General features: G+C 73.0%; 19 protein-coding genes. 9 read left to right on the forward strand and 10 right to left on the reverse strand.

The window, feature by feature from the left end; all coding sequences use genetic code 11:
• Nucleotides 1–32: 32 nt before the first annotated feature.
• Nucleotides 33–1,040, forward strand: a complete 1,008-nt coding sequence (gene argF, locus ACFCXS_RS28060) for an ornithine carbamoyltransferase (RefSeq protein ID WP_376646118.1) — start codon at nt 33–35, stop codon at nt 1,038–1,040.
• Nucleotides 1,041–1,116: 76 nt separating this feature from the next.
• Here the strand turns inward: argF and ACFCXS_RS28065 are convergent, their stop codons facing one another.
• Complete coding sequence (locus ACFCXS_RS28065) at nt 1,117–1,584, reverse strand: ATP-binding protein (protein ID WP_376646119.1); 468 nt, start codon at nt 1,582–1,584, stop codon at nt 1,117–1,119.
• A 308-nt stretch (nt 1,585–1,892) separates the two neighbouring features.
• On the opposite strand from ACFCXS_RS28065, the gene ACFCXS_RS28070 reads away from it, so the two are divergent.
• The 4 genes from ACFCXS_RS28070 to ACFCXS_RS28085 all read left to right on the forward strand — a co-directional run bounded on the left by ACFCXS_RS28070 (nt 1,893) and on the right by ACFCXS_RS28085 (nt 7,369).
• Nucleotides 1,893–2,720 carry an enoyl-CoA hydratase family protein gene (locus ACFCXS_RS28070; protein ID WP_376646120.1) on the forward strand — a complete coding sequence of 276 codons (828 nt, stop codon included), beginning with the start codon at nt 1,893–1,895 and terminating at the stop codon, nt 2,718–2,720.
• Entirely contained in the window at nt 2,705–5,080 is a 2,376-nt protein-coding gene (locus ACFCXS_RS28075) for a bifunctional salicylyl-CoA 5-hydroxylase/oxidoreductase (RefSeq protein ID WP_376646121.1), read from the forward strand. Before ACFCXS_RS28070 ends, ACFCXS_RS28075 begins: the two co-directional genes overlap by 16 nt.
• 10 nt (nt 5,081–5,090) lie before the next feature.
• The gene (gene sigJ / locus ACFCXS_RS28080; protein ID WP_376646122.1) at nt 5,091–6,041 is read left to right on the forward strand and encodes an RNA polymerase sigma factor SigJ; all 951 of its coding nucleotides are present in this window, start codon (nt 5,091–5,093) and stop codon (nt 6,039–6,041) included.
• Nucleotides 6,042–6,154: 113 nt separating this feature from the next.
• Nucleotides 6,155–7,369: an NAD(P)/FAD-dependent oxidoreductase gene (locus ACFCXS_RS28085; RefSeq protein WP_376646123.1), complete on the forward strand. Its 1,215-nt coding sequence runs from the start codon at nt 6,155–6,157 to the stop codon at nt 7,367–7,369.
• 108 nt (nt 7,370–7,477) lie between these two features.
• On the opposite strand, the gene ACFCXS_RS28090 is transcribed toward ACFCXS_RS28085, so the two are convergent.
• The 3 genes from ACFCXS_RS28090 to ACFCXS_RS28100 all read right to left on the reverse strand — a co-directional run bounded on the left by ACFCXS_RS28090 (nt 7,478) and on the right by ACFCXS_RS28100 (nt 10,927).
• Nucleotides 7,478–8,269, reverse strand: coding sequence for a ribonuclease BN (locus ACFCXS_RS28090; protein WP_376646124.1), 792 nt, complete (start codon nt 8,267–8,269; stop codon nt 7,478–7,480).
• A 219-nt stretch (nt 8,270–8,488) separates the two neighbouring features.
• On the reverse strand, nt 8,489–9,301 hold the full coding sequence (locus tag ACFCXS_RS28095; RefSeq protein WP_376646125.1) for a PaaX family transcriptional regulator C-terminal domain-containing protein: 813 nt from the start codon (nt 9,299–9,301) through the stop codon (nt 8,489–8,491).
• 15 nt (nt 9,302–9,316) lie between these two features.
• Nucleotides 9,317–10,927, reverse strand: a complete 1,611-nt coding sequence (locus ACFCXS_RS28100) for an AMP-binding protein (protein ID WP_376646126.1) — start codon at nt 10,925–10,927, stop codon at nt 9,317–9,319.
• A 127-nt stretch (nt 10,928–11,054) separates the two neighbouring features.
• Here ACFCXS_RS28100 and ACFCXS_RS28105 point away from each other — a divergent pair, with 127 nt between their 5' ends.
• Nucleotides 11,055–12,368: an acyl-CoA dehydrogenase family protein gene (locus ACFCXS_RS28105; protein WP_376646127.1), complete on the forward strand. Its 1,314-nt coding sequence runs from the start codon at nt 11,055–11,057 to the stop codon at nt 12,366–12,368.
• Nucleotides 12,365–12,763, forward strand: coding sequence for a RidA family protein (locus tag ACFCXS_RS28110; RefSeq protein ID WP_376646128.1), 399 nt, complete (start codon nt 12,365–12,367; stop codon nt 12,761–12,763). The genes ACFCXS_RS28105 and ACFCXS_RS28110 overlap by 4 nt, the downstream gene beginning before the upstream one ends.
• A gap of 34 nt (nt 12,764–12,797) precedes the next feature.
• Here ACFCXS_RS28110 and ACFCXS_RS28115 read toward each other — a convergent pair whose 3' ends face one another.
• Complete coding sequence (locus tag ACFCXS_RS28115) at nt 12,798–12,998, reverse strand: DUF5999 family protein (protein WP_376646129.1); 201 nt, start codon at nt 12,996–12,998, stop codon at nt 12,798–12,800.
• Nucleotides 12,999–13,244: 246 nt separating this feature from the next.
• Between ACFCXS_RS28115 and ACFCXS_RS28120 the strand changes: the two genes are divergently transcribed.
• Nucleotides 13,245–13,697: a DUF6299 family protein gene (locus tag ACFCXS_RS28120; protein WP_376646130.1), complete on the forward strand. Its 453-nt coding sequence runs from the start codon at nt 13,245–13,247 to the stop codon at nt 13,695–13,697.
• A gap of 381 nt (nt 13,698–14,078) precedes the next feature.
• On the opposite strand, the gene ACFCXS_RS28125 is transcribed toward ACFCXS_RS28120, so the two are convergent.
• The 4 genes from ACFCXS_RS28125 to ACFCXS_RS28140 all read right to left on the reverse strand — a co-directional run bounded on the left by ACFCXS_RS28125 (nt 14,079) and on the right by ACFCXS_RS28140 (nt 18,942).
• Nucleotides 14,079–14,840, reverse strand: coding sequence for a class I SAM-dependent methyltransferase (locus ACFCXS_RS28125; protein ID WP_376646131.1), 762 nt, complete (start codon nt 14,838–14,840; stop codon nt 14,079–14,081).
• A gap of 90 nt (nt 14,841–14,930) precedes the next feature.
• The gene (locus ACFCXS_RS28130) at nt 14,931–16,127 is read right to left on the reverse strand and encodes an aminotransferase class V-fold PLP-dependent enzyme (protein ID WP_376646132.1); all 1,197 of its coding nucleotides are present in this window, start codon (nt 16,125–16,127) and stop codon (nt 14,931–14,933) included.
• Between the two features lie 5 nt (nt 16,128–16,132).
• Nucleotides 16,133–17,452, reverse strand: coding sequence for a pyridoxal-phosphate dependent enzyme (locus tag ACFCXS_RS28135; protein ID WP_376646133.1), 1,320 nt, complete (start codon nt 17,450–17,452; stop codon nt 16,133–16,135).
• The gene (locus ACFCXS_RS28140) at nt 17,449–18,942 is read right to left on the reverse strand and encodes a Y4yA family PLP-dependent enzyme (protein WP_376646134.1); all 1,494 of its coding nucleotides are present in this window, start codon (nt 18,940–18,942) and stop codon (nt 17,449–17,451) included. Before ACFCXS_RS28140 ends, ACFCXS_RS28135 begins: the two co-directional genes overlap by 4 nt.
• A 333-nt stretch (nt 18,943–19,275) precedes the next feature.
• Here ACFCXS_RS28140 and ACFCXS_RS28145 point away from each other — a divergent pair, with 333 nt between their 5' ends.
• Nucleotides 19,276–19,908 (forward strand): hypothetical protein, encoded by a 633-nt coding sequence (locus ACFCXS_RS28145; protein ID WP_376646135.1) that lies wholly within the window; start codon nt 19,276–19,278, stop codon nt 19,906–19,908.
• A gap of 4 nt (nt 19,909–19,912) precedes the next feature.
• On the opposite strand, the gene ACFCXS_RS28150 is transcribed toward ACFCXS_RS28145, so the two are convergent.
• Complete coding sequence (locus tag ACFCXS_RS28150) at nt 19,913–20,458, reverse strand: DUF488 family protein (protein WP_376646136.1); 546 nt, start codon at nt 20,456–20,458, stop codon at nt 19,913–19,915.
• Nucleotides 20,459–20,558 lie beyond the last annotated feature (100 nt).

Genomic DNA, 20,558 nt, shown 5'->3' on the forward strand with positions numbered 1-20,558 from the left:
TTCTGTGTCCCCCGTATCCCTGGAGCGCCCTCATGGCGACTGTTCCGACCGCCCTCGCCGGCCGCCATCTCCTCAAAGAGCTGGACTTCACCGAGGAGGAGTTCCGCGGTCTGGTCGAGCTGGCCGCCGACCTGAAGGCCGCCAAGAAGGGCGGGATCGAACCGCGCTACCTCCAGGGCCGGAACATCGCGCTGATCTTCGAGAAGACCTCCACCCGCACCCGCTGCGCCTTCGAGGTCGCGGCCGCCGACCAGGGCGCCTCGACCACGTACCTCGACCCCTTCGGCTCCCAGATCGGGCACAAGGAGTCGGTCAAGGACACCGCGCGGGTGCTGGGCCGGATGTACGACGCGATCGAGTACCGGGGCGACAGCCAGCAGAAGGTGGAGGAGCTGGCGGCACACGCCGGGGTCCCCGTCTACAACGGGCTCACCGACGACTGGCACCCCACCCAGATGCTCGCCGACGTACTGACCATGACCGAGCACTGCGCCAAGCCGCTGGGCGAGGTCTCCTTCGCCTACCTGGGCGACGCCCGCTTCAACATGGGCAACTCCTACCTGGTCACCGGCGCACTGCTCGGCATGGACGTGCGGCTCGTCGCGCCGAAGGAGTACTGGCCGGCCGAGGAGATCGTCGACCGGGCCCGCGCGCTCGCCGTGACCAGTGGCGCCCGCATCACGCTCACCGAGACCGTGGACGAGGGCGTCCGCGGCGCCGACTTCATCGCCACGGACGTCTGGGTCTCCATGGGCGAGCCGAAGGAGGTCTGGGCCGAGCGCATCACCGCCCTGGCGCCGTACGCCGTGACCATGGACGTCCTGCGCGCCACCGGCAACCCGGACGTGAAGTTCCTGCACTGCCTGCCGGCCTTCCACGACCTCGGCACCAGGGTCGGCCAGGAGATCCACGCGGCGTACGGCCTTGAGTACCTGGAGGTCTCCGACGAGGTCTTCGAGTCGGCCCACTCGGTCGTCTTCGACGAGGCGGAGAACCGGATGCACACCATCAAGGCGGTCATGGTGGCGACCCTGGCCTGAACGGGCCCGAACGGGCCTGCCGTGCGGGCGGCCCCCGGTGTCCTTCAGGGGTGCCGGGTCTCACGGCTCGCCCCGGTCACACCGTCCGGCGCCGCTGGGCCGGTAGCGCGGACAGCCTGAACCAGACCGCCTTGCCCGACTCGGTCGGCCGGTGCCCGCAGGAGGAGCTCAGGGCGCGGATCAGCAGCAGCCCCCGCCCGTGCTCCTGCCAGGGGTCGGGCGGTCCGCCGGCCGGGCAGGTGAGGTCACCGGGCGGAGCCGGGTCGGTGTCGTGCACCTCCACCTGGCAGCCCGACGGCATCAGCTCCACGACCAGCTCTATCGGCGTCTCGCCCGTGGTGTGCTCCACGGCGTTGGCCACCAGCTCCGCCGTCAGCAGCTCCGCGGTGTCGCAGTCCGCCCCGTGGTCCAGCTCGGTCAGCGCCGTACGGACCAGGGCACGGGCCACGGGCACCGCCGCTGCGGTGTGCGGCAGCGCGATGCGCCAGGAGGCGGGGGCTGAGGGGAGTTCGTACAAGGCGGGTCCGTTCATGGAGCAGGACATCCTGCTTTCAACCTGATGAATGGTACGGCGCCGCTCTCCGGAGGCGTCCGAGGGGCACCGTCGGAGGCGCCCTTGCCCCCTTGCCGGACGGCTTACCCAGGTGAACGCGCCGCCGCGCGCAGCTGCTCCCGCCGTTACGCCGGTGTGGACGATCTGTGACGGATGTAACCGGGCCAGGTCACGCCCGGCCCGCACCGAAGTCCTACCCGTACGGTCTATCGCGCACTCATGACGACAGTCACGGATGAGTGATAGCTTCGAGGGGTAGAGCTCAGTGAGGCAGTGCCCGCCCGAGGAGGCCGCACGTCATGAGTCCCTTCACCGGCTCCGCCGCCCGCACCCCCGGCTGGGAGCATCTGCGCGTCGAGATCGCCGACGGTGTCGCGACCGTCACCCTCGCCCGCCCCGAGAAACTCAACGCGCTGACCTTCGGCGCCTACGCCGACCTGCGCGACCTGCTCGCGGAGCTGTCCCGGGAGCGGTCGGTGCGGGCCCTGGTGCTGGCCGGCGAGGGACGCGGCTTCTGCTCGGGCGGTGACGTCGACGAGATCATCGGCGCCACGCTCGGCATGGACACCGCGCGGCTGCTGGACTTCAACCGGATGACCGGCCAGGTGGTCCGCGCGATCCGGGAGTGCCCGTTCCCGGTGATCGCGGCCCTGCACGGCGTGGCTGCGGGCGCCGGAGCGGTCCTCGCCCTGGCCGCGGACTTCCGGATCGCCGATCCGACCACCCGCTTCGCCTTCCTCTTCACACGCGTCGGCCTCTCCGGCGGCGACATGGGCGCGGCCTACCTGCTGCCCCGGGTCGTCGGCCTGGGCCACGCGACGCGCCTGCTGATGCTGGGAGACCCCGTCCGTGCCCTGGAGGCCGAGCGCATCGGCCTGATCAGCGAACTGACCGAGGAAGGCGCCGCCGACGAGGCCGCACACCAGCTGGCCCACCGCCTGGCAGAGGGCCCAGCCCTGGCGTACGCCCAGACCAAGGCCCTGCTCACGTCCGAGCTGGACATGCCCCTGGCGGCTTCGGTGGAACTCGACGCCTCGACACAGGCGCTCTTGATGAACGGCGAGGATTACGCCGAGTTCCACGCGGCGTTCACGGAGAAGCGCCCCCCGAAATGGAGCGGACGGTGAGCGAGTCAGCCTCAGGGGCGCGGGGAACTGCGCGATCAGCCACAACGGACCCGCACTCGCACGCGCGGGACGGCCACCCCCTGAGGGTGGCAATCATCGGCGGCGGCCCCGGCGGCCTCTACGCCGCCGCCCTCCTCAAACGCCTCGACCCCGCCCGCGAGGTCACCGTCTGGGAACGCAACGCCCCCGACGACACCTTCGGCTTCGGCGTGGTCCTCTCCGACGAAACCCTCGGCGGCATCGAACACGCCGACCCGATGGTCTACGAGGCCCTCCAGCAGGACTTCGTACGCTGGGACGACATCGACATCGTGCACCGCGGCAACCGCCACACCTCCTCAGGACACGGTTTCGCGGCCCTGGGCCGCAAACGGCTGCTCGAAATCCTCCACACCCGCTGCCGCGACCTCGGCGTCGGCCTCCGCTTCCGCACCGAGGCCCCGGCAGACCTGCCGCACACCCACGACCTGGTCATCGCCGCCGACGGCGTCCACAGCACCACCCGCGACACCCACGCGGACGTCTTCCGCCCCCGGGTGACGGCCCACCGCTGCCGCTACATCTGGCTCGCCGCCGACTTCCCCTTCGACTCCTTCCGCTTCGAGATCGCCGAGACCGAACACGGCGTCGTGCAGCTGCACGGCTACCCCTACGCGCCCGACGCCTCGACGGTGATCATCGAGATGCGCGAAGAGGTCTGGCACGCTGCCGGATTCGACGAGCTCGGCGAAGCGGAGTCGATCGAGCGCTGCGCCAAGATCTTCGCGGAGGCGCTCCGCGGCCGTCCCCTGAAGTCGAACAACTCCACCTGGACGACGTTCCGCACGGTGGTCAACGACCGCTGGTCGCACGGCAACGTCGTCCTCCTCGGCGACGCCGCCCACACGGCCCACTTCTCCATCGGCTCCGGCACCAAGCTCGCCGTCGAGGACGCGCTCGCCCTGGCCGCCTGTCTGGAGGAGCAGGGCTCGCTGCCCGAGGCCCTGGCCGCCTATGAGGCGGAGCGGCGGCCGGTCGTCGCCTCCACCCAGCGTGCGGCCCGGGCCAGCCTGGAGTGGTTCGAGAATCTGCCCCTGTACCTGGACCAGCCGCCCCGGCAGTTCGCCTTCAACCTCCTCACCCGCAGCCGCCGCGTCACGCACGGCAACCTGCGGCTGCGCGACGCCCGCTTCACGCAGAAGGTGGAGCGCGAGTTCGGCTGCCCGCCCGGCACACCCCCGATGTTCACGCCGTTCCGGCTGCGCGGACTGACCCTGCGCAACCGGGTCGTCGTCTCGCCCATGGACATGTACTCGGCCGTCGACGGCGTCCCCGGCGACTTCCACCTCGTCCACCTGGGCGCCCGGGCACTGGGCGGTGCCGGGCTGGTGATGACCGAGATGGTGTGCGTCAGCGAGGAAGGCCGGATCACGCCCGGCTGCGCCGGCCTCTACACCGGACGGCAGGCCGAGGCCTGGAAGCGGATCACCAACTTCGTGCACACCCGGGCGCCCGGCACCGCCATCGGCGTCCAGCTCGGCCACAGCGGCCGCAAGGGATCCACGAAACTGATGTGGGAGGGCATGGACGAACCGCTGGAGGACGGCAACTGGCCGCTCGTGGCCCCCTCGGCGCTCCCCTACAAGCCGTTCAGCCAGACGCCTCGGGAGCTGTCGCGCGCCCAACTCACGGACATCCGCGAGCAGTTCACGGCATCCGCGGTCCGCGCCGCCCGGGCCGGCTTCGACCTGCTCGAACTGCACTGCGCACACGGCTATCTGCTGTCGGGGTTCCTCTCCCCGCTCACCAACCGGCGCACCGACGCCTACGGCGGCTCCCTGGAGAAGCGGCTGCGCTTCCCGCTGGAGGTCTTCGACGCCGTACGGAACGTGTGGCCGGGGGAGCGGCCCATGACCGTCCGTGTCTCCGCCACCGACTGGGCCGAGGGCGGCACGACCGCCGAGGACGCCGTCGAGATCGCGCGGGCCTTCGCCGCGCACGGCGCCGACGCGATCGACGTGTCGACGGGCCAGGTCGTGGCGGACGAGCGGCCGGAGTTCGGGCGGTCGTACCAGACGCCGTTCGCGGACCGGATCCGCCACACCACCGGCATCGCGGTGATCGCGGTCGGCGCGATCTCCAGCTGGGACGACGTCAACTCCCTGATCCTCGCGGGCCGCGCCGATCTCTGCGCCCTGGCCCGCCCCCACCTCTACGACCCCCACTGGACCCTGCACGCGGCGGCCGAGCAGGACTACGCCGGCCCGGGCGCGCCCTGGCCGGCCCCGTACCGGGCGGGCAGCCGCCGCCCCCAGACGGGCCGACTGGACGCGCCCAAACCGCGACTGGATCTCGGAGGCGGTGACGCCCTCGGACGTTAGGATCCGTGGCATGCCCCTGACCCTGGACGACGTGGACCGGTTCGAGGCCTTCAGGCCGCGCCTGGAGGCCGTGGCCTATCGGATGCTCGGCTCGGCGAGCGAGGCCGAGGACGCCGTCCAGGAGACGTTCCTGCGCTGGCAGGGCGCCGACACCGACCGCATCGAGGTCCCCGAGGCCTGGCTGACGAAGGTGCTCACCAACCTGTGCCTCAACCAGCTCACCTCGGCCCGCGCCCGGCGTGAGACCTACGTGGGGCAGTGGCTGCCCGAGCCGCTGCTCGCCGGGGACCGGATGCTCGGGCCCGCCGACACCGCCGAGCAGCGGGAGTCGGTCTCGTACGCGGTGCTCGTCCTGCTGGAGCGCCTGTCCCCGAACGAGCGGGCGGTGTACGTCCTGCGGGAGGCCTTCGACTACCCGCACCGGGAGATCGCCGAGATCCTCGACATCACCGAGGCCTCCAGCCAGCAGATCCTCCACCGGGCGAAGAAGCACGTCGCGGAAGGCAGGGCCCGTACCCGCACCGAGATCGACGAGGCCGCCGCCCGGCGGATCATCGACGAGTTCCTCGCGGCCGCCGCCAGCGGCAGGACCGAGCCGCTCGTGCGGCTGCTCACCGGGGACGCCGTGGCGGTCGGTGACGGCGGCGGGAAGGTCCCGGCGCGCGCCAGGGCCTTCGAGGGCGCCCTCGCGGTCGCGAAGTTCATGCGGGGTCTGTTCAAGCCCGGCGCGGCCAAGCGCGCCCTGGTCGGCGGCTCGCCCGACGTCTACGCCTGGAGCGCCAACGGCGACCCCGCCCTCGTGGTGGTCCTCGACGGCCGGGTCATCGGCGTCATGTGCCTGGAGGTCGCCGCCGACGGCATCGCCGCGTTCCGCAACCAGGTCAACCCCGACAAGCTCGAACGCGCGACCCGGCTGTGGGCCGCCGGTGACCACGGAGAGCCCTTGCTCAGGGTCTTCTGACCCGACTCCTCGTGATGTGACGTGGTTCACATCGATTCCTGTCAGGGAACGGCGGGCCGCCCGGTTCAAGAGGCGAACCCACTGAAGACAGCCGTCATGACAGGAGCTACGCCATGCAGCACCGCATCGTCGTCCTCGGAGCCGGCTACACCGGAGCCACCGCCGCCGGGCGCCTCGCCAAGCGACTCCACCGCGAGGACGTCGCCATCACCCTCGTCACCGCCGAGCCCGACTTCGTCGAGCGCGTCCGGATGCACCAGCTCGCTACCGGCCAGGACCTCGCGCCCCGGCCCTTCGACGAGATGTTCGAGGGAACCGGCGTCGCGCTGAAGCAGGGGAAGGTCACCGCCGTCGACGTCGACCGCAGGACCGTCAGCGTCGCCGGCCCGCAAGGCGCGGGGGAGCGGCAGGACGAGGTCGTGCAGTACGACACGCTCGTGTACGCGCTCGGCAGCGGCTGGAACGACCAGGGGGTGCCCGGTACCGCCGAGCACACCCACGAGATCGCAAGCCGCCCCGGAGCGCTCCGGCTGCGCGAGCGTCTGGCCGGCCTGGCCGCCGGAGAGTCCGTGGTCGTGGTCGGTGGCGGCCTCACGGGGGTGGAGGCGGCGACCGAGATCGCCGAGGCCCGCCCGGACCTCGACGTCGCCCTCGCCGTGCGCGGCGGACTCGGCGACTGGCTCTCGCCCAAGGGTGCCGGACACCTGCGGAAGACCTTCGACCGGCTCGGCATCACCGTCCACGAGCACGCCGCCGTCACCGCCGTCGAGGCCGACCGCGTCACCACCGCCGACGGCGGGACGATCCCTGCCGCGGTCACCGTGTGGACCACGGGCTTCGCCGTCCACCCGATCGCCCGGGCCACCACCCTGGAGGTCTCCGGCACGGGCCAGATCGTGGTCGACGGGACCATGCGCTCGGTGTCGCACCCGGACGTGTACGCCGTCGGCGACGCGGCCCTGGCCATGGGCCCCGGAGACAAGCCGCTGCGGATGTCGTGCGCCTCGGGCGTCCCCACCGCCTGGCAGGCCGCCGACGCCATCGCGGCCCGGCTGACCGGCACGAAGGTCCCGAACGTGCCGGTGCGCTACTTCAATCAGTGCATCTCCCTGGGCCGCAAGGACGGCCTGATCCAGTACGTCACCGCCGACGACCGCGCGAAGCCCGCGGCCCTGACCGGCCGGTTCGCCGCGTTCTACAAGGAGATCATCTGCAAGGGCGCGGCCTGGGGCGTCGCCCACCCGACACTCCTGCCGGTCCGGCGCCGTCGCGTCGTGCGGGAGACCGCCGTCGTCGCGGAGGGCTCGCCGGTCAGGTCGGCGGCCTGACCTGTGGGGACGCCGGGCGTCCAGGACCGGGCGGGCGTGGGTCTGCCGATCTCCGGGGGTGGCATGTGCGTTCCTGTGGCCGGGGCCGGGGCCGGCCGGAGCCGGGTCTCACTCGGTGCGGCGCCCGAGCCCGTGGTGCTCCAGGGCCCAGCGGCCGAGGAGCGCCCCGCCGTAGACGACGAATCCCACACCGATGAGCCAGGACTCCACGACCAGGACGACGCCCATCGCTCCGTAGCTGATCGCGTTGGTGACGATGAGGGGGGTGAAGACGAAGTAGGAGAACATGCGCAGGCCGCCCAGCCCCAGCATGGTGGCGAGCGCCCCCGGGAGCAGATCGCGCCAGCGGACCTGCCCGCCCAGCAGGAAGCGCTGCCCCCACCAGAAGAACAGCACCCCGGACGCCGAGCTCAGCGCGATCCGCTCCGGCCCCGAGACGAGGCTGCGCGTCTGCACCTCCTGGTACAGGTACGCGGTCATCGCGATCATCCACACGGCCTGCCGCCAGACGCGGTGCCACGGGCCCGAGGGCAGGCCCCAGATCCGCTCGTAGCCGTTCTGCACACTCCCTCCGAAGGCGACACCGAAGACGGCCAGCGCCACTCCACCGAGCACGCTCGTGGTGCCGATGACCTTGCGCGGCGGGCTGATGATGTCCGTCAGCAGCCGCGCGGACCGCCCGGACAGCCCCATGCCGTCGGCCAGCCAGGAGGCGAAACCGCCCCGCCCCAGAGGGTCGGCGGCGGCGACCACGATCAGCAGCGGAGCCAGCGTGACCAGCGCGAGCGTGGCGAACCCCGTGGCCCGGTGCAGCAACTCCAGGTCGCGGCCCTGCCGTACGAGGGTGTGGGCACCGGCCCGCTCCCACCCGCCGTGCAGCGAACGGCCCAACCGCCTCACGGGAGCCGGCCCGCGCCGGCGTCCGCCGCTCTCGGCAGCCGGTCCGCGCGTGCGTCTGCCGTCCTCGGAAGCCGGTCCGCGCGGGCGTACGCCGTTCTCGGTGGTGTGGTGACGGTCATCCCTCGGTCCGCCTCCCGCCGCGTGCTCCGTCCACTCACGGACATCGTCGACCGTTCCACAGCCGGGTGGACGCGGCAATCCGGGCGGCGCCCGCGGGTGTCAGAGCCCCACGAACCCCGCCCCCGCGTCCCGCAACCGCTCGTGCAGCCCCCGGAACACGGCCGACGAGCGGACTCCCGGCCAGTCGGCGGGGAGCAGCTCGGACGGCAGGCCCGGGTCGGTGTAGGGGAGATGGCGCCAGGAGTCCAGCGCGAGGAGGTAGTCCCGGTAGGCCTCTTCCGGGGGAGTGTCCTCGCGCTTGTCCCAGTCGTGCAGCACGCGCGCGTGGCGGTCGAGGAACGCCTCGTGCTCCTTGGCGATGGCCGCCAGGTCCCACCACCGGGCGACGGCCTCGGCGGTCGGGGCGAACCCGAGGTGGTCACCGCGGAAGAAGTCGACGTACCCGTCGAGCCGCAGCCGCTGGAGCGTGTGCCGGGTCTCCTCGTGCAAGCGCGCCGGCGCGATCCACACCCCAGGAGCCGCCGTGCCGAAACCGAGCCCGGCCAGCCGGGAGCGCAGCACGTGCCGCTTCTGCCGCTCCGACTCCGGCACGGAGAAGACCGCGAGCACCCAGCCCTCGTCCTCCGGCGGGGCCGAGGCGTAGATGCGGCGGTCGCCGTCGTCGAGCAACTGGCGCGCGTCCGGGGACAGTTCGTAACCGGCCGCGCCCTGGGCGGTGCGGGCCGGCACGAGCAGTCCGCGTCTCTTCAGCCGCGAGACCGAGGAGCGTACGGACGGAGCGTCCACGCCGGCCGCGGCCAGTAGCCGGATCAGTTCGGCAACCGGCACGGGGCCCGGCACGAAGCGGCCGTACGCGCCGTAGAGCGTGACGATGAGAGACCGTGGTGCATGCTGGTCGGACACGTTGATCATCTTAGGTCGTACGGATCATTCCCGGTCGCGTTCCGGTACCCCCGGGGCACGCAGTCTGAACCGCTGGAGCTTGCCGGTGGCCGTGCGGGGCAGCGCGTCGAGGAAGACGATCTCCCGCGGGCACTTGTACGGCACCAGTTCGCTCTTCAGGAAGGCGCGCAGCGCCTCGGCGTCGCGTTCCGCGCCCTCCTTGAGGACGGCGAAGGCCAGCACGACCTGTCCGCGGGCCTCGTCGGGACGGCCCACGACCGCCGCCTCGACCACGTCCGGGTGCCGCAGCAGCGCGTCCTCCACCTCAGGGCCGGCGATGTTGCACCCGGCAGAGATGATCATGTCGTCGGCGCGGGCGACATAGCGGAAGTAGCCGTCGGGATCGCGGACGTAGGTGTCGCCGGTGACGTTCCAGCCGCCGCGCACGTACTCCCGCTGCCGAGGGTCGGCGAGATAGCGGCAGCCGACCGGGCCGCGCACGGCGAGCAGGCCCGGCTGCCCGTCGGGCACGGGTTCGCCGTCGGCGTCCTGCACGCGCGCGTGCCAGCCCGGCACGGGCACGCCCGTGGTCCCGGGCCTGATCCGGTCGTCGGCCGCGGAGATGAAGATGTGCAGCAGCTCGGTGGCGCCGATGCCGTTGATGACGCGCAGGCCCGTGCGCTCGTGCCAGGCCTGCCAGGTCGCCGCGGGGAGGTTCTCGCCGGCCGAGACGCAGCGGCGCAGGGAGGAGACGTCGTGCCCGTCGAGTTCGTCGAGCATCGCGCGGTACGCCGTCGGGGCGGTGAACAGCACGGAGACCCGGTGCCGGACGATCGCGGGCAGCAGCTGCCGGGGCCCGGCCTGTTCCAGGAGCAGGGCGCTCGCCCCGGCCCGCAACGGGAAGACCACCAGCCCGCCGAGGCCGAAGGTGAAGCCCAGCGGGGGGCTGCCCGTGAACACGTCGTCGGGGCCGGGTCTGAGGACGTGCCGCGAGAAGGTGTCGGCGATCGCCAGCACGTCCCGGTGGACGTGCATGCACCCCTTGGGGCGGCCGGTGGTGCCGGAGGTGAAGGCGATCAGCGCGACGTCGTCGGCCGCCGTGGCCACGGCCGCGTACGGGGTGCCGGGCGCGGGGCGGTTCAGGAGGTCGTCCGGGGCGTCACCGCCGTAGGTCGTGATCCGCAGGCCCGGGATCTCCGCCTTGGCGAGGTCGTCGACGGCCCGGATGTCGCACAGGGCGTGCCGCACGCGAGCGATCTCGCACATCGTGCTCAGCTCGTGCGGGCGCTGCTGGGCGAGCACCGTCACCGCCACGGCCCCCGCCTTCAGCACCGCCAGCCAGCAGGCCGCGAGCCACGGGGTGGTGGGGCCGCGCAGCAGCACCCGGTTGCCGGGCACGACGCCGAGTTCGCCGGTGAGCAGATGGGCGACCCGGTCGACGCGGGCGCGCAGATCGGCGTACGTCCACCGCTCGCCGGTGTCGGTGAGGAACGCCGGGCGGTCGCCGGGCGGGCCGTTCAGGAGTTCGGCGGCGCAGTTGAGCCGTTCGGGGTAGTGCAGCTCCGGCAGGTCGAAGCGGAGCTCGGGCCATTGGTCCGGGGGTGGCAGATGGTCCCGGGCGAAAGTGTCGACGTGGGCCGTGCCCCGTGGGTTCATACGGTTCGCCCCCTCGGCGTGGTGGGCTCGCTCCTGGAGCGTATCGTGTTGGTGACGACAGTCAACGGTCCGCGATAGCCTCGGAGTGGCCCAGCCGGAACGCAGGGTGGCGGAGAAGGGACCGGCGATGACCGCATTCTCACTCGAACCGGCACAACTCGCCTGGTGCGCCGAGCTGCGCGCCCTGGCCGCGGAGCGGCTCCGCCCGCTGGCCGACAAGGGTGAACCGGGGCGGGTGAACCGCGCCCTGGTGGCCGAGCTCGGCGGACTCGGGCTGCTCGGACGCCTGTTCACCTCGGGCGCGCTCGATCTGTGCCTGATGCGCGAGTCCCTGGCCTACGCCTGCACGGAGGCCGAGACGGCCCTGGCCCTCCAGGGCCTCGGCGCCCATCCGGTCCACGCGTACGGCACACGGGCCCAACGGGCCCGGTGGCTCCCGCGGGTGACGGCCGGCACGGCGATCGCGGCCTTCGCGCTGAGCGAGCCCGGCGCGGGATCCGACGCGGCGTCGCTGCAACTCAGGGCGGAGCCGGACGCGGGCCCGCAGGGGGGCGGGCCGGCGGACAGGGCGGCGCGGGCGCCGCGGGCGGAGGGGGCGGACACCGGCTCGCAGGGTGACCGGTCGTCGGGCGTGGTGGCACGGGCGGCGCGGGCCGAGGTGGACGCCGTCTCGTGCGAGGGCCGGGCCCCGCAGGGTGCGGCTCTCGCCGCCGCCCCCGACGGCCCCGCCCGCTGGCGTCTCACCGGTGCGAAGTGCTGGATCTCCAACGCCCCCGAGGCCGACTTCTACACCGTCTTCGCCCGTACCACCCCGGATGCCGGGGCCCGGGGCGTCACGGCCTTCCTGGTGCCCGCCGACCGCCCGGGCCTGACCGGCCGCGGTCTCGACATGCTCTCGCCGCACCCCATCGGCGCACTCGACTTCGACGCCGTGCCGGTGACCGCCGACGACGTGCTCGGCGGGCCCGGCCGCGGCTTCCGGGTCGCCATGGGGACGCTCAACCTGTTCCGCCCCAGCGTCGGCGCGTTCGCCGTCGGCATGGCGCAGGCGGCCCTCGACGCGACCCTCGCCCACACCGCCGGACGGGACGCCTTCGGAGGCAGGCTGAAGGACCTGCAAGCCGTCGCCCACCAGGTCGCCGAGATGGCCCTGCGCACCGAGGCGGCCCGGCTGATGGTCCACGCGGCGGCATCGGCGTACGACGCGGACGACCCGGACGTGCCCCGGCGCTCCGCCATGGCGAAACTGCTCGCCACCGAAACCGCGCAGTACGTCGTCGACGCGGCCGTCCAGCTGCACGGGGCCCGGGCCCTGCAACGCGGCCATCTGCTCGAGCACCTCTACCGCGAGGTGCGCGCCCCGCGCATCTACGAGGGAGCCAGCGAGGTGCAACGCGGCATCATCGCCAAGGAGTTGTACGCCCGTCAGGAGGCACGGTGAGCACCGAGCGCGTCAACCCGACCGAGCTGTCCCCGCCGGCCGGCTTCTCCCACGCCGTGGTGGCCTCCGGGTCACGGGTGGTCTTCCTGGCCGGCCAGACCGCTCTCGACGCCGACGGCAAGGTGGTCGGCCGCACCCTGCCCGAGCAGTTCGAAAGAGCCCTCGCCAATCTGCTGACCGCTCTCTCCGCGGCCGGCGGCACGCCCTCCGACCTGGCCCGTGTCACCGTCTACGCCACGGATGTCGAGGCGTACCGCGCGCACGCCCCCGAACTGGGCCGCCTGTGGCGAGAGGCGGCCGGACGGGACTACCCCGCCATGGCGGTCGTCCAGGTCGTCCGGCTGTGGGACGCGGAGGCGATGGTGGAGCTGGACGGCTTCGCGGTCCTGCCGTAGCGGGACCGTCGTGCCGTCGTGAAGCGGCCTCGGGTCAGGCCGCGACGGCCAGTCCCTCCGACGTCGCCCGGTGGGGCTGCACGACGCGCCCGTCGGGAAGCAGTTCGCCGGTGTCGTCGAAGACGACCGTCCCGTCGCACAGCAGGCTCCAGCCCTGTTCGGGACGGGCCGCCACGATGTGCGCGGCGGGGGAGGGGGAGTCGGTCGCGGGGCACTGGGGCTGGTGGGCACACATGGCGCACCTCCACGTCGGTAGGGCCATCCGAAGGGTTCGTATGACTCGTACAGACAGACCATCCTCCCGTCCCGGTCCCACGGGAACGGCCCGGCGGGAAGCGTGACACGCCCCGGACATTCCCGGGACGGTTCCACGACGGCCGGGGCGGACGCGCCGCCGAAGGGGTGAGGCCGACGGGCGCCGGGCCCGCGGGGCGGGTACGAGTGGAAGCCGCAGATCAACCCTTTCCGGGAGGTTTCCTTCATGCGTCCACGTCCCCTTCTCGGCGCGTCGGCCGGTGCCGCGCTGCTCCTGCTCACGGGCGCCGGCGCGGCGCCCGCCACCGCGTCCGCCCTCGCTCCCACGGAGTCCGTCACGGTCGACTCCGTGGGCCGGATCGCCGCCGACGGCACCGTCACCCTGTCCGGCACCTACCGCTGCACCGGCGCCAGCGGCCCGGCCTTCGTCAGCTCCTCCGTGAGCCAGGGCACCTCCACGACCCGTTACGGCATCGGCGGCACCCGGGCCGTGTGCGACGACGCCGAGCACCGCTGGGTGAACACGGGCCGGGTCAGGTCCGGCGCGCTGGTGGCCGGTCCGGCCCACGTCCAGGCCACCGTGACGGAGCTGCGCAGCTTCGGCGGTCTGCCGCTGCCCGTCATCCACGCGGTCAAGGACCAGGACATCACCCTGCAGCAGGCCCCGGCGCGGCGGTGAACCGTTCGGCGGGCGTTCGATTCCGGGACGCCCGCCGGGCGCTGGCCGCACCGTCCACTGGGACGGCCTGACCTGAACCCCACCACCCCCGGCCGGCCGCCCCGGCCCGCTCCCGCCCCGGCAGCCCCCGGCCCGGCGGCTCAAGGTCGGTGGTCGTCCCGGTGGCCCGCCTGGGAGGCGTGGCGGTGGCCGTCGGGAACGTGGTCCGTGTGGTCACCGTGCCGTACGGCCGTACGGCCGCAGGCGTCGCGGTGCCGGAGTGCCCGCCCGCAGCCGCGCCCCGGTGTGGGGCGCGCGGGTGATGCACGCGGCCGGGTCCTGTCGCTTCCGCGCCGGCCGGTGCCGGGAGTCGCCCGTTGGGACCGGTCCGGACGGCAAGCCCTAGCGCACCGCCACGACCACGCAGCTGTCGCCGTACTGCCACACCGGTCCGGCCGTGTCGAAGCCGGCCTGCCGGAGCAGCTCCAGGTGGGCGGCGAGCGGGAGTTCGGCGGGGCGGCCGGTGCCGTGGGCCGCGCGGCGACGCCGCTCCGCGAGCAGGTCCGTCAGCTCCGGGTCGTCGCCGGCCGCGGCCCACCAGGAGCCCCAGTCCTCGTGGGCGAAGACGCGCTGCCGGCCGGCCCGGCACCGCCCGACGTGGGTGGCGATCCCGGCCGGTCCCGTCTCGTCCTGGGGGAGGTGGTCGCCGTTGACGAGGACACCCCCGGGACGCAGCAGCACGGCGAGCTGCCGGTAGGTCGCGAGCAGGGTGTCGCGGTCGAGGTAGTGCAGGGCCGTGGTGGAGACCGCCGCGTCCAGGGGCCGGTCCAGATCCAGGGCCCACGTCCACCCGGGCGCGCCGATCTCGGCGTCGACGTAGCGGGCCGCGTCCGGGTGGTGGGTGCGGCCCAGCTCCAGCAGGAGGGGGTCCCGGTCCACGGCCACGATCTCCGCGTCCGGCAGCCGCCGGATCAGCCGGGCCGCGAGGGAGCCGGGTCCGCAGCCGAGGTCCACGACGAGGGGTGGCGTCGCGCACCCCGCCGTGGCGTGCTCGACGACATCGGCGATCACCGTGAACCGCTCCTCGCGGTCGACGGCGTACCGCTGCTGCTGGAGCTCCCAGCGCTCCACCCACCGCTCCGCCGTCGCCAGACTCAGCCCCATCCGGTCGCGCCACCTCGTCGTATCGCACCTGACTCCTGCCGGTCAGAGACTACAGGTGGAAACGGTTCCCATTACGCATAGTCGGCGGTGTCAGGGGAGCGAGGCGAGAATCGACAGCAACCGGTCGATCTCCTCAACGGTGTTGTACACATGCAGACTCACCCGCACCGAACCGGACTTCTCGCCCGCGTCGCCCTGGCAGTGGTGGTCCGAGCGGACCATGAACCCGTGGCTGAACAGGATGAACCCCAGGTCGCCCGAGTCGATGGCACGGTGCCGCAGGGTCACGATCCCCCGCCGGCGCTGCACGGTCGTGCCGGTGGCCAGACTGAGCGGGCAGCCGAGGATCTCGTAGGCGTCCAGCCGGCGCAGCCCCTCCGTGAGGCGGGTCGCGAGGTCGGCCGTCCAGCGCTCGATCCGGTCGACACCGGCCGCCTCCAGCCAGTCCAGGGCCGCTTCGAGAGAGGCGATGCCCACGGTGTTCGGGGTGCCGCCCCAGCCCCCGGGCGCGAACGCCGGCCCGCGCGCCTGCCGGGCCCACACCGCCCCGGAGCCGGGCAGGGCCAGCGCCTTGTGGCCCGAGAACACGACGAAGTCCACGTCCAGCTCGGCCACGGACACGGGCAGATGACCGACGCTCTGCGCGGCGTCCAGACAGACGACCGCGTCCGGGCCGACGGCCTCGCGGATGCGCTGCACGTTCATGTCGCCGCCGTACACGTGGTGCACGTGGGTGGTCGCGACGAACCGGGTCCGTGGCCCCGCCCGTTCGGCCAGCGCCCGGTGGTCGTAGTCCCCGGAGCCGCTCTGGTACGGCATCGGCACCACCCGGACCCGCACGCCCTCGCGAGCGAGCAGCCGCTGCGCCTCCAGCCACGGCACGATGTTGGCCTGATGGTCGGCGTCCGGGACGACGATCTCGTCGCCGTCCCGGAGGAGACCCGGCAGCCAGTCGCGGGCGACGGTCCGCAGCCCCTCCGTGGCGCCGCTCGTGAAGTGGACGGCGGAGCGCTCCGGCCGCGCGTCCCCGAGGAACCGGGCGACGCGCTCACGAGTGCGCTCGACCAGCTCCGTGGTCCGGTTGGCCCAGGTGTAGGTACCGCGCGCGGAGTTGGCGTTGGACGTCGTCAGATACCTCTGCACGGCATCCAGCACGGCCTGCGGCTTCTGCGCCGTGGCCGCGCTGTCCAGGTACGCCAGCTCCGGATGCCCGGTGAGGATGGGGAACTGGGCGCGCAGCGCCCGCTGCCACAGGTGCGGATCCTCGCGGGTGAGCGGTGCGGTCATGCCGGTCAGTCCCGCACCAGGGGCGCGCCCGCGTCCCGCCAGGCGATGATGCCGCCGGCCAGGCTGCGCACGTCGGGGTGGCCCATCCGGGTCAGCAGTGCCGCGTAGCGCGCGGACTGCTCACCGACCGGACAGGCCAGCAGCACCGACTGCCGCTTGCCGAACGGCAGTCCGCCCCGGACCAGTTCGGCGAACAGCTCGTCGACGATGTTGACCGACCCGTCGATGTGCAGCGCCGCGTACGCGTACGGGCTGCGCAGGTCCACCACGAGCGGCCGGTCGCTGTCGATCCAGCGCCGGGCGTCGGCCACGGTGACCGACGGTGCCCCGGCGACCTCGGCGGCGGACAGGTCTGCGGGCGAGTGCTTCCGAGGGGGCCGGCCCAGCAGATCGGGGCGCCGCTGCCGGACGTAGCTCAGATAGCTCTCCACCCGGTCGCAGACGATGAACACGGCGGTCCGCCGCTCCTCCGACTCCTCGTCCAGGGCCCTCAGATGACGGACCGCGCCGAAGTAGGCCGCCCCCGCGGTGGGCCCGCCGAGGATGCCGCAACGGCGGTTCAGGGTCAGCATTCCCTCGATCGCCTCGTCGGCGCGGACCGACTCCATCGTGTCGTACGTGTCGGGGTCGAACAGGCCGACCTCCTGCACCTCGTCGATGGTGCGGATCCCCGGGATGAAGTCGGACTTGGCCGCCACGAGCCCCACCACCCGCACCGACGGGTCCTCCTCACGCAGGGCACGGGCCACCCCCGTGGAGGAACCGGCGGTGCCCACACAGGCGACGAACCAGTCCGGGACCCGGCCGTCCAGGTCCTTCACGATCTCCGGACCGGTGCCGGTGAGATGGGCCTCGGTGTTGCGCGGGTTGAAGTACTGGTCGGTGTGCAGCCAGGCGCTGCCCGAGGCGGACAGCGTCCGGTGGAACAGGGTCAGTGGGTCGTCCGTGGCCGTCGGGTCGAGGCACTCGCTCTGCCCCGGCAGCTCCTCGATCTCCGCGCCGAGCAGCAGCAGGAGGTCCTTGATCTCCGGCACCCGCATCCGGTTGGTGACGCTTCTGAAGCCCAGGCCGTGCATGCCCGCGATGACCGCGAGGGCCTTGGCCGTGTTGCCGCTGGACAACTCGACCACCTGGCTGCCGTGTTCGACCGCCTCCGCCAGCAGGGGCCCCGCCATGCTCCAGGCGGCCCGGTCCTTGACCGAGCCGAACGGGTTGAGCATCTCCAGCTTGGCGTACAGGTCGATGTTCCGAAGGCCGTGCACGGCCGGGTCTATCCGCACCAGAGGGGTGTTGCCTATCGCCTCGGTGATGCTGTCGTACCTCACTGGGCTCCCCTCGAGGGCGTGATCGGCCAGAACTGGTCGTCCAGGCACCAGCGCCAGGCGTCGCCGTCCTGCCAGGCCGCGACCTTGCGGGCGGCGGGCTGGTGCTGGGCGCGCGTGGCGTGGAAGTCCATGGCGTAGCCCGCGGTGTTGGCGAAGGCCAGCAGGTCGCCCGGTTCGGGGCGGCGGGGCAGGAACACCGTGCGCCGGGTGATCAGGTCGCTCTCCAGGCAGAGACTGCCGAAGAGGTGCACGGCGACCGGCCCCCCGTCCGGCCCGGCTCCGCCGCGGGGCAGGACGACCGGGTCCATCAGCACGCCGTGGTCCTCCAGGGCGATGTCGTCCGCCTTGGCGGCCAGCCGTACGAGCAGGGGCCCGCCGGCCTCGTGGCCGCGGACCTCCAGGACCCGCGCCAGCGAGAGTCCGCACTGGTCCAGCAGTGCCCGGCCGGGCTCGGTGTGCAGGTCGTACAGGTGCTCCAGCAGCAGCGCGGCCAGCGGGCGTCCGCCGAAGGAGGCGGCGGGCTGGGCCAGCAGTTCGTCCAGGTAGCCGGCTCCGGCGACGGGCCGGTGGGCCGGGTAGAGGCCGAGCGCGCCGCGCAGCGTGCCCGACTCGTTGCGCAGGCCGTAGCCGTGCCCGCCCCACGTCAGCGGCGGACGCCGGCCGAGCACGGCCTCGGTGAGCCCGCTCGTGTACGCCTCCCACTGCTCCCGCTCGGCGAGATAGCCGGCGCCGAAGCCGCCTCCGACGTCCACGGCCCGCGGTCGCAGCCCCCGGCTCCGGCACAACTCCAGCGCGGTCAGGCACCCTTCGAGGGCGGCCGCCTTCTCCGCGACGCTCGTCGTGTCCAGATGGAAGGCCACCCCCGCCGGATCGACGGCGTCGGCATGCCGCTCGACCGCCTCCAGCAGCGGCTCCAACTCCGCTACGGGAGTGCCGAAGCGGCTGCGCCGGCTCAGCACCCTCACCCCCGACGTCTCGAAGCCCGACAGCCGCAGCAGCACCCGCACCGGGGCGAGCGCGTGCTTGCGCACCAGGGCGGCGAGCTGGTCCAGTTCGGCGGCGGCGTCGACGCCGACCGTGACCCCCGAACGGGCCGCCAGCCACAGGAACTCGGGGTTCTTCGGGCCCGTGGCCGTGATCCGGCCGGCGTCGAAGCCGGCACCCAGCGCGTGCTGCAACTCGCCCAGCGACGCCACGTCCACGCCCGCGTCCGTCGCGGCCAGCCGCCGCAGCAGCGCACTGGACCGGTTGGCCTTGTGGGCGTAGAAGACCTGTCCCGACAGGTGGTGCGCCCGGTACACCGACCGGAACCGCTCCAGGTTCTCGGCGATCTGGTCCGGCACCACGACGTGCACGGGTGAGCCGAGCGCGTCGACGAGCGAGTGCAGCGTGCCGTGTGCCGCCACGAGCGACCTCAGCCGGGGCTCCAGCCGCGGTTCGAGGTACAAGGGTTCCGGCTGCGGTCCTACGTGCAAGGGCCGGCCGTCCATGCGCGCTCCCTCCCCTGAAGCCGCTGCACCCGGCATCCGGGCACGTCGGACACTCCTCGCGTATCGCCGTATGACCCCTATCCATTCTTCGGTCGCTTTACGCCCTGTAAGGCCCGGGCCCGGGCCTCGTTCGGCGTGAAGCGGATCACGGGCGGGGGAGCGGCGCGCGCCGGGCGCGAGGCGGCGGCATTGCGCGGTCCGCGGTAGCGGGCCCGTGACAATCGGGACGGATCCGTAGCAGGTCCGCAGGGCAACGGATGGGCGGGATGGCGTGTCATACGGGGGGCAAGGGCAAAGCCCGCGCACCCGACCGGGAAAGCCGGGGGGAAACCGATGGGGGAGACCATGAAGATCCGTAACCGAGGCATCCGTACGACCGTGGCCGCGCTGGCGGCCGTCGCCGGTGTCGCCGCAGCCGCCGTGCCGGCCGTAGCCGCCACCGCACCGGCCTCCGACACGCCCCGGTTCCTGGAGCCGGCCGAACTGCCGCCGCACGCGACCTCGCCGTGGTACGCCGGTCCGGTCACCGCCGGCCAGCCCGACCCGCTGCCGATGTGCGTGGGCGACGCGCTGCCGTCCATCACCACGCACCGGGAGTACTGGACGGAGTACGACACCAGCGCCCAGCAGCTCACCGTCGAGGGGCGCAGCGAGCAGTGGGCGAAGGACTTCGCGGCGCTGCTGCGCAAGGACCTCGCCGGCTGTGCGAAGAAGCTGATGCAGCAGAACCCCGACATCACGGCGACGCAGAAGTACTACGGCAAGCTGAACGTCGAGGAGGGCGCCGACGTCTACGGCATCCACACCGCGTCCGCCTGGGGCTCCTCCGACATCAACCTCTTCTCGGTCGGACGCGACGGCGCGACCGTCACGATCGTCCGGTGGGGACAGATGGGCACCTTCAAGGACGCCCAGGTGGCCGACTTCAAGGCCACGACCGTCACGGCGGTGAACAAACTGTACTGACGGCTCAGCCCCCGGACCGCTCGGTGGGGGCGTCGTACACGAGGAGCCCGTCGTCGCGAAGGCGGGCTCCCGGTGTCGGCGTATGGGCACTCAGGCGTCCGTCGTGCATGAGGTGCAGGGCGGACGCACCGCGGGCCAGCACCGCGAAGTCGGCGATCAGCCGGCGGTGGCAGCGCCACCAGACCGCCTCGCTGCACATCACGGCGGTACGCGTGCGCACCGCCTCCCGCAGCAACCGGTCCATGGCCGCGACGAACTCGGGGGACCGGGTGTGGGCGGCGTACCCGCGGAAGGACTCGTTGCGCCACACGACGTCCGGACTGTCCGCGGGCAGCGGGCGGAACCCGCCGAGGGCGGGTTCCCAGCGGTAGGCGAGGCCGGCCTCCGGCATCCATTCCGCCATCCGCTCCCGCAGCAGGTCGGGGTCACGACGGCTGCCGGGAGCGGTCCGCACGTCCACGACGGCCCTCGCACCGGCGTCGCGCAGCAGCTCACCGATCCGGTCCCGGCCGGCGGTGCTGTGCCCGAAGGTCAGCAGGGGCGTGTCCACAGGGCCGGACTTTCCCGTTTCGGCGGGGTCACACCTGACCCGTGCGCCCGCCGGGATGCGCTCATGTCTGTTGATGTAGCCGACAGTGCCAGTATCGTTC

The organism is Streptomyces sp. NPDC056373, from assembly GCF_042262425.1.
GTDB lineage: Bacteria > Actinomycetota > Actinomycetes > Streptomycetales > Streptomycetaceae > Streptomyces.

Bases quoted from the DNA above. Each gene is read 5' to 3' on its own strand.
- ACFCXS_RS28100 (WP_376646126.1), bottom strand. From the start codon at position 10,927: ATGAACCCACGGGGCACGGCCCACGTCGACACTTTCGCCCGGGACCAT.
- ACFCXS_RS28095 (WP_376646125.1), bottom strand. From the start codon at position 9,301: ATGATCAACGTGTCCGACCAGCATGCACCACGGTCTCTCATCGTCACG.
- ACFCXS_RS28065 (WP_376646119.1), bottom strand. From the start codon at position 1,584: ATGTCCTGCTCCATGAACGGACCCGCCTTGTACGAACTCCCCTCAGCC.
- ACFCXS_RS28140 (WP_376646134.1), bottom strand. From the start codon at position 18,942: ATGGACGGCCGGCCCTTGCACGTAGGACCGCAGCCGGAACCCTTGTAC.
- ACFCXS_RS28070 (WP_376646120.1), top strand. From the start codon at position 1,893: ATGAGTCCCTTCACCGGCTCCGCCGCCCGCACCCCCGGCTGGGAGCAT.
- ACFCXS_RS28075 (WP_376646121.1), top strand. From the start codon at position 2,705: ATGGAGCGGACGGTGAGCGAGTCAGCCTCAGGGGCGCGGGGAACTGCG.
- ACFCXS_RS28115 (WP_376646129.1), bottom strand. From the start codon at position 12,998: ATGTGTGCCCACCAGCCCCAGTGCCCCGCGACCGACTCCCCCTCCCCC.
- ACFCXS_RS28130 (WP_376646132.1), bottom strand. From the start codon at position 16,127: ATGACCGCACCGCTCACCCGCGAGGATCCGCACCTGTGGCAGCGGGCG.
- ACFCXS_RS28120 (WP_376646130.1), top strand. From the start codon at position 13,245: ATGCGTCCACGTCCCCTTCTCGGCGCGTCGGCCGGTGCCGCGCTGCTC.
- ACFCXS_RS28145 (WP_376646135.1), top strand. From the start codon at position 19,276: ATGGGGGAGACCATGAAGATCCGTAACCGAGGCATCCGTACGACCGTG.
- sigJ (WP_376646122.1), top strand. From the start codon at position 5,091: ATGCCCCTGACCCTGGACGACGTGGACCGGTTCGAGGCCTTCAGGCCG.
- ACFCXS_RS28125 (WP_376646131.1), bottom strand. From the start codon at position 14,840: ATGGGGCTGAGTCTGGCGACGGCGGAGCGGTGGGTGGAGCGCTGGGAG.
- ACFCXS_RS28105 (WP_376646127.1), top strand. From the start codon at position 11,055: ATGACCGCATTCTCACTCGAACCGGCACAACTCGCCTGGTGCGCCGAG.
- argF (WP_376646118.1), top strand. From the start codon at position 33: ATGGCGACTGTTCCGACCGCCCTCGCCGGCCGCCATCTCCTCAAAGAG.
- ACFCXS_RS28085 (WP_376646123.1), top strand. From the start codon at position 6,155: ATGCAGCACCGCATCGTCGTCCTCGGAGCCGGCTACACCGGAGCCACC.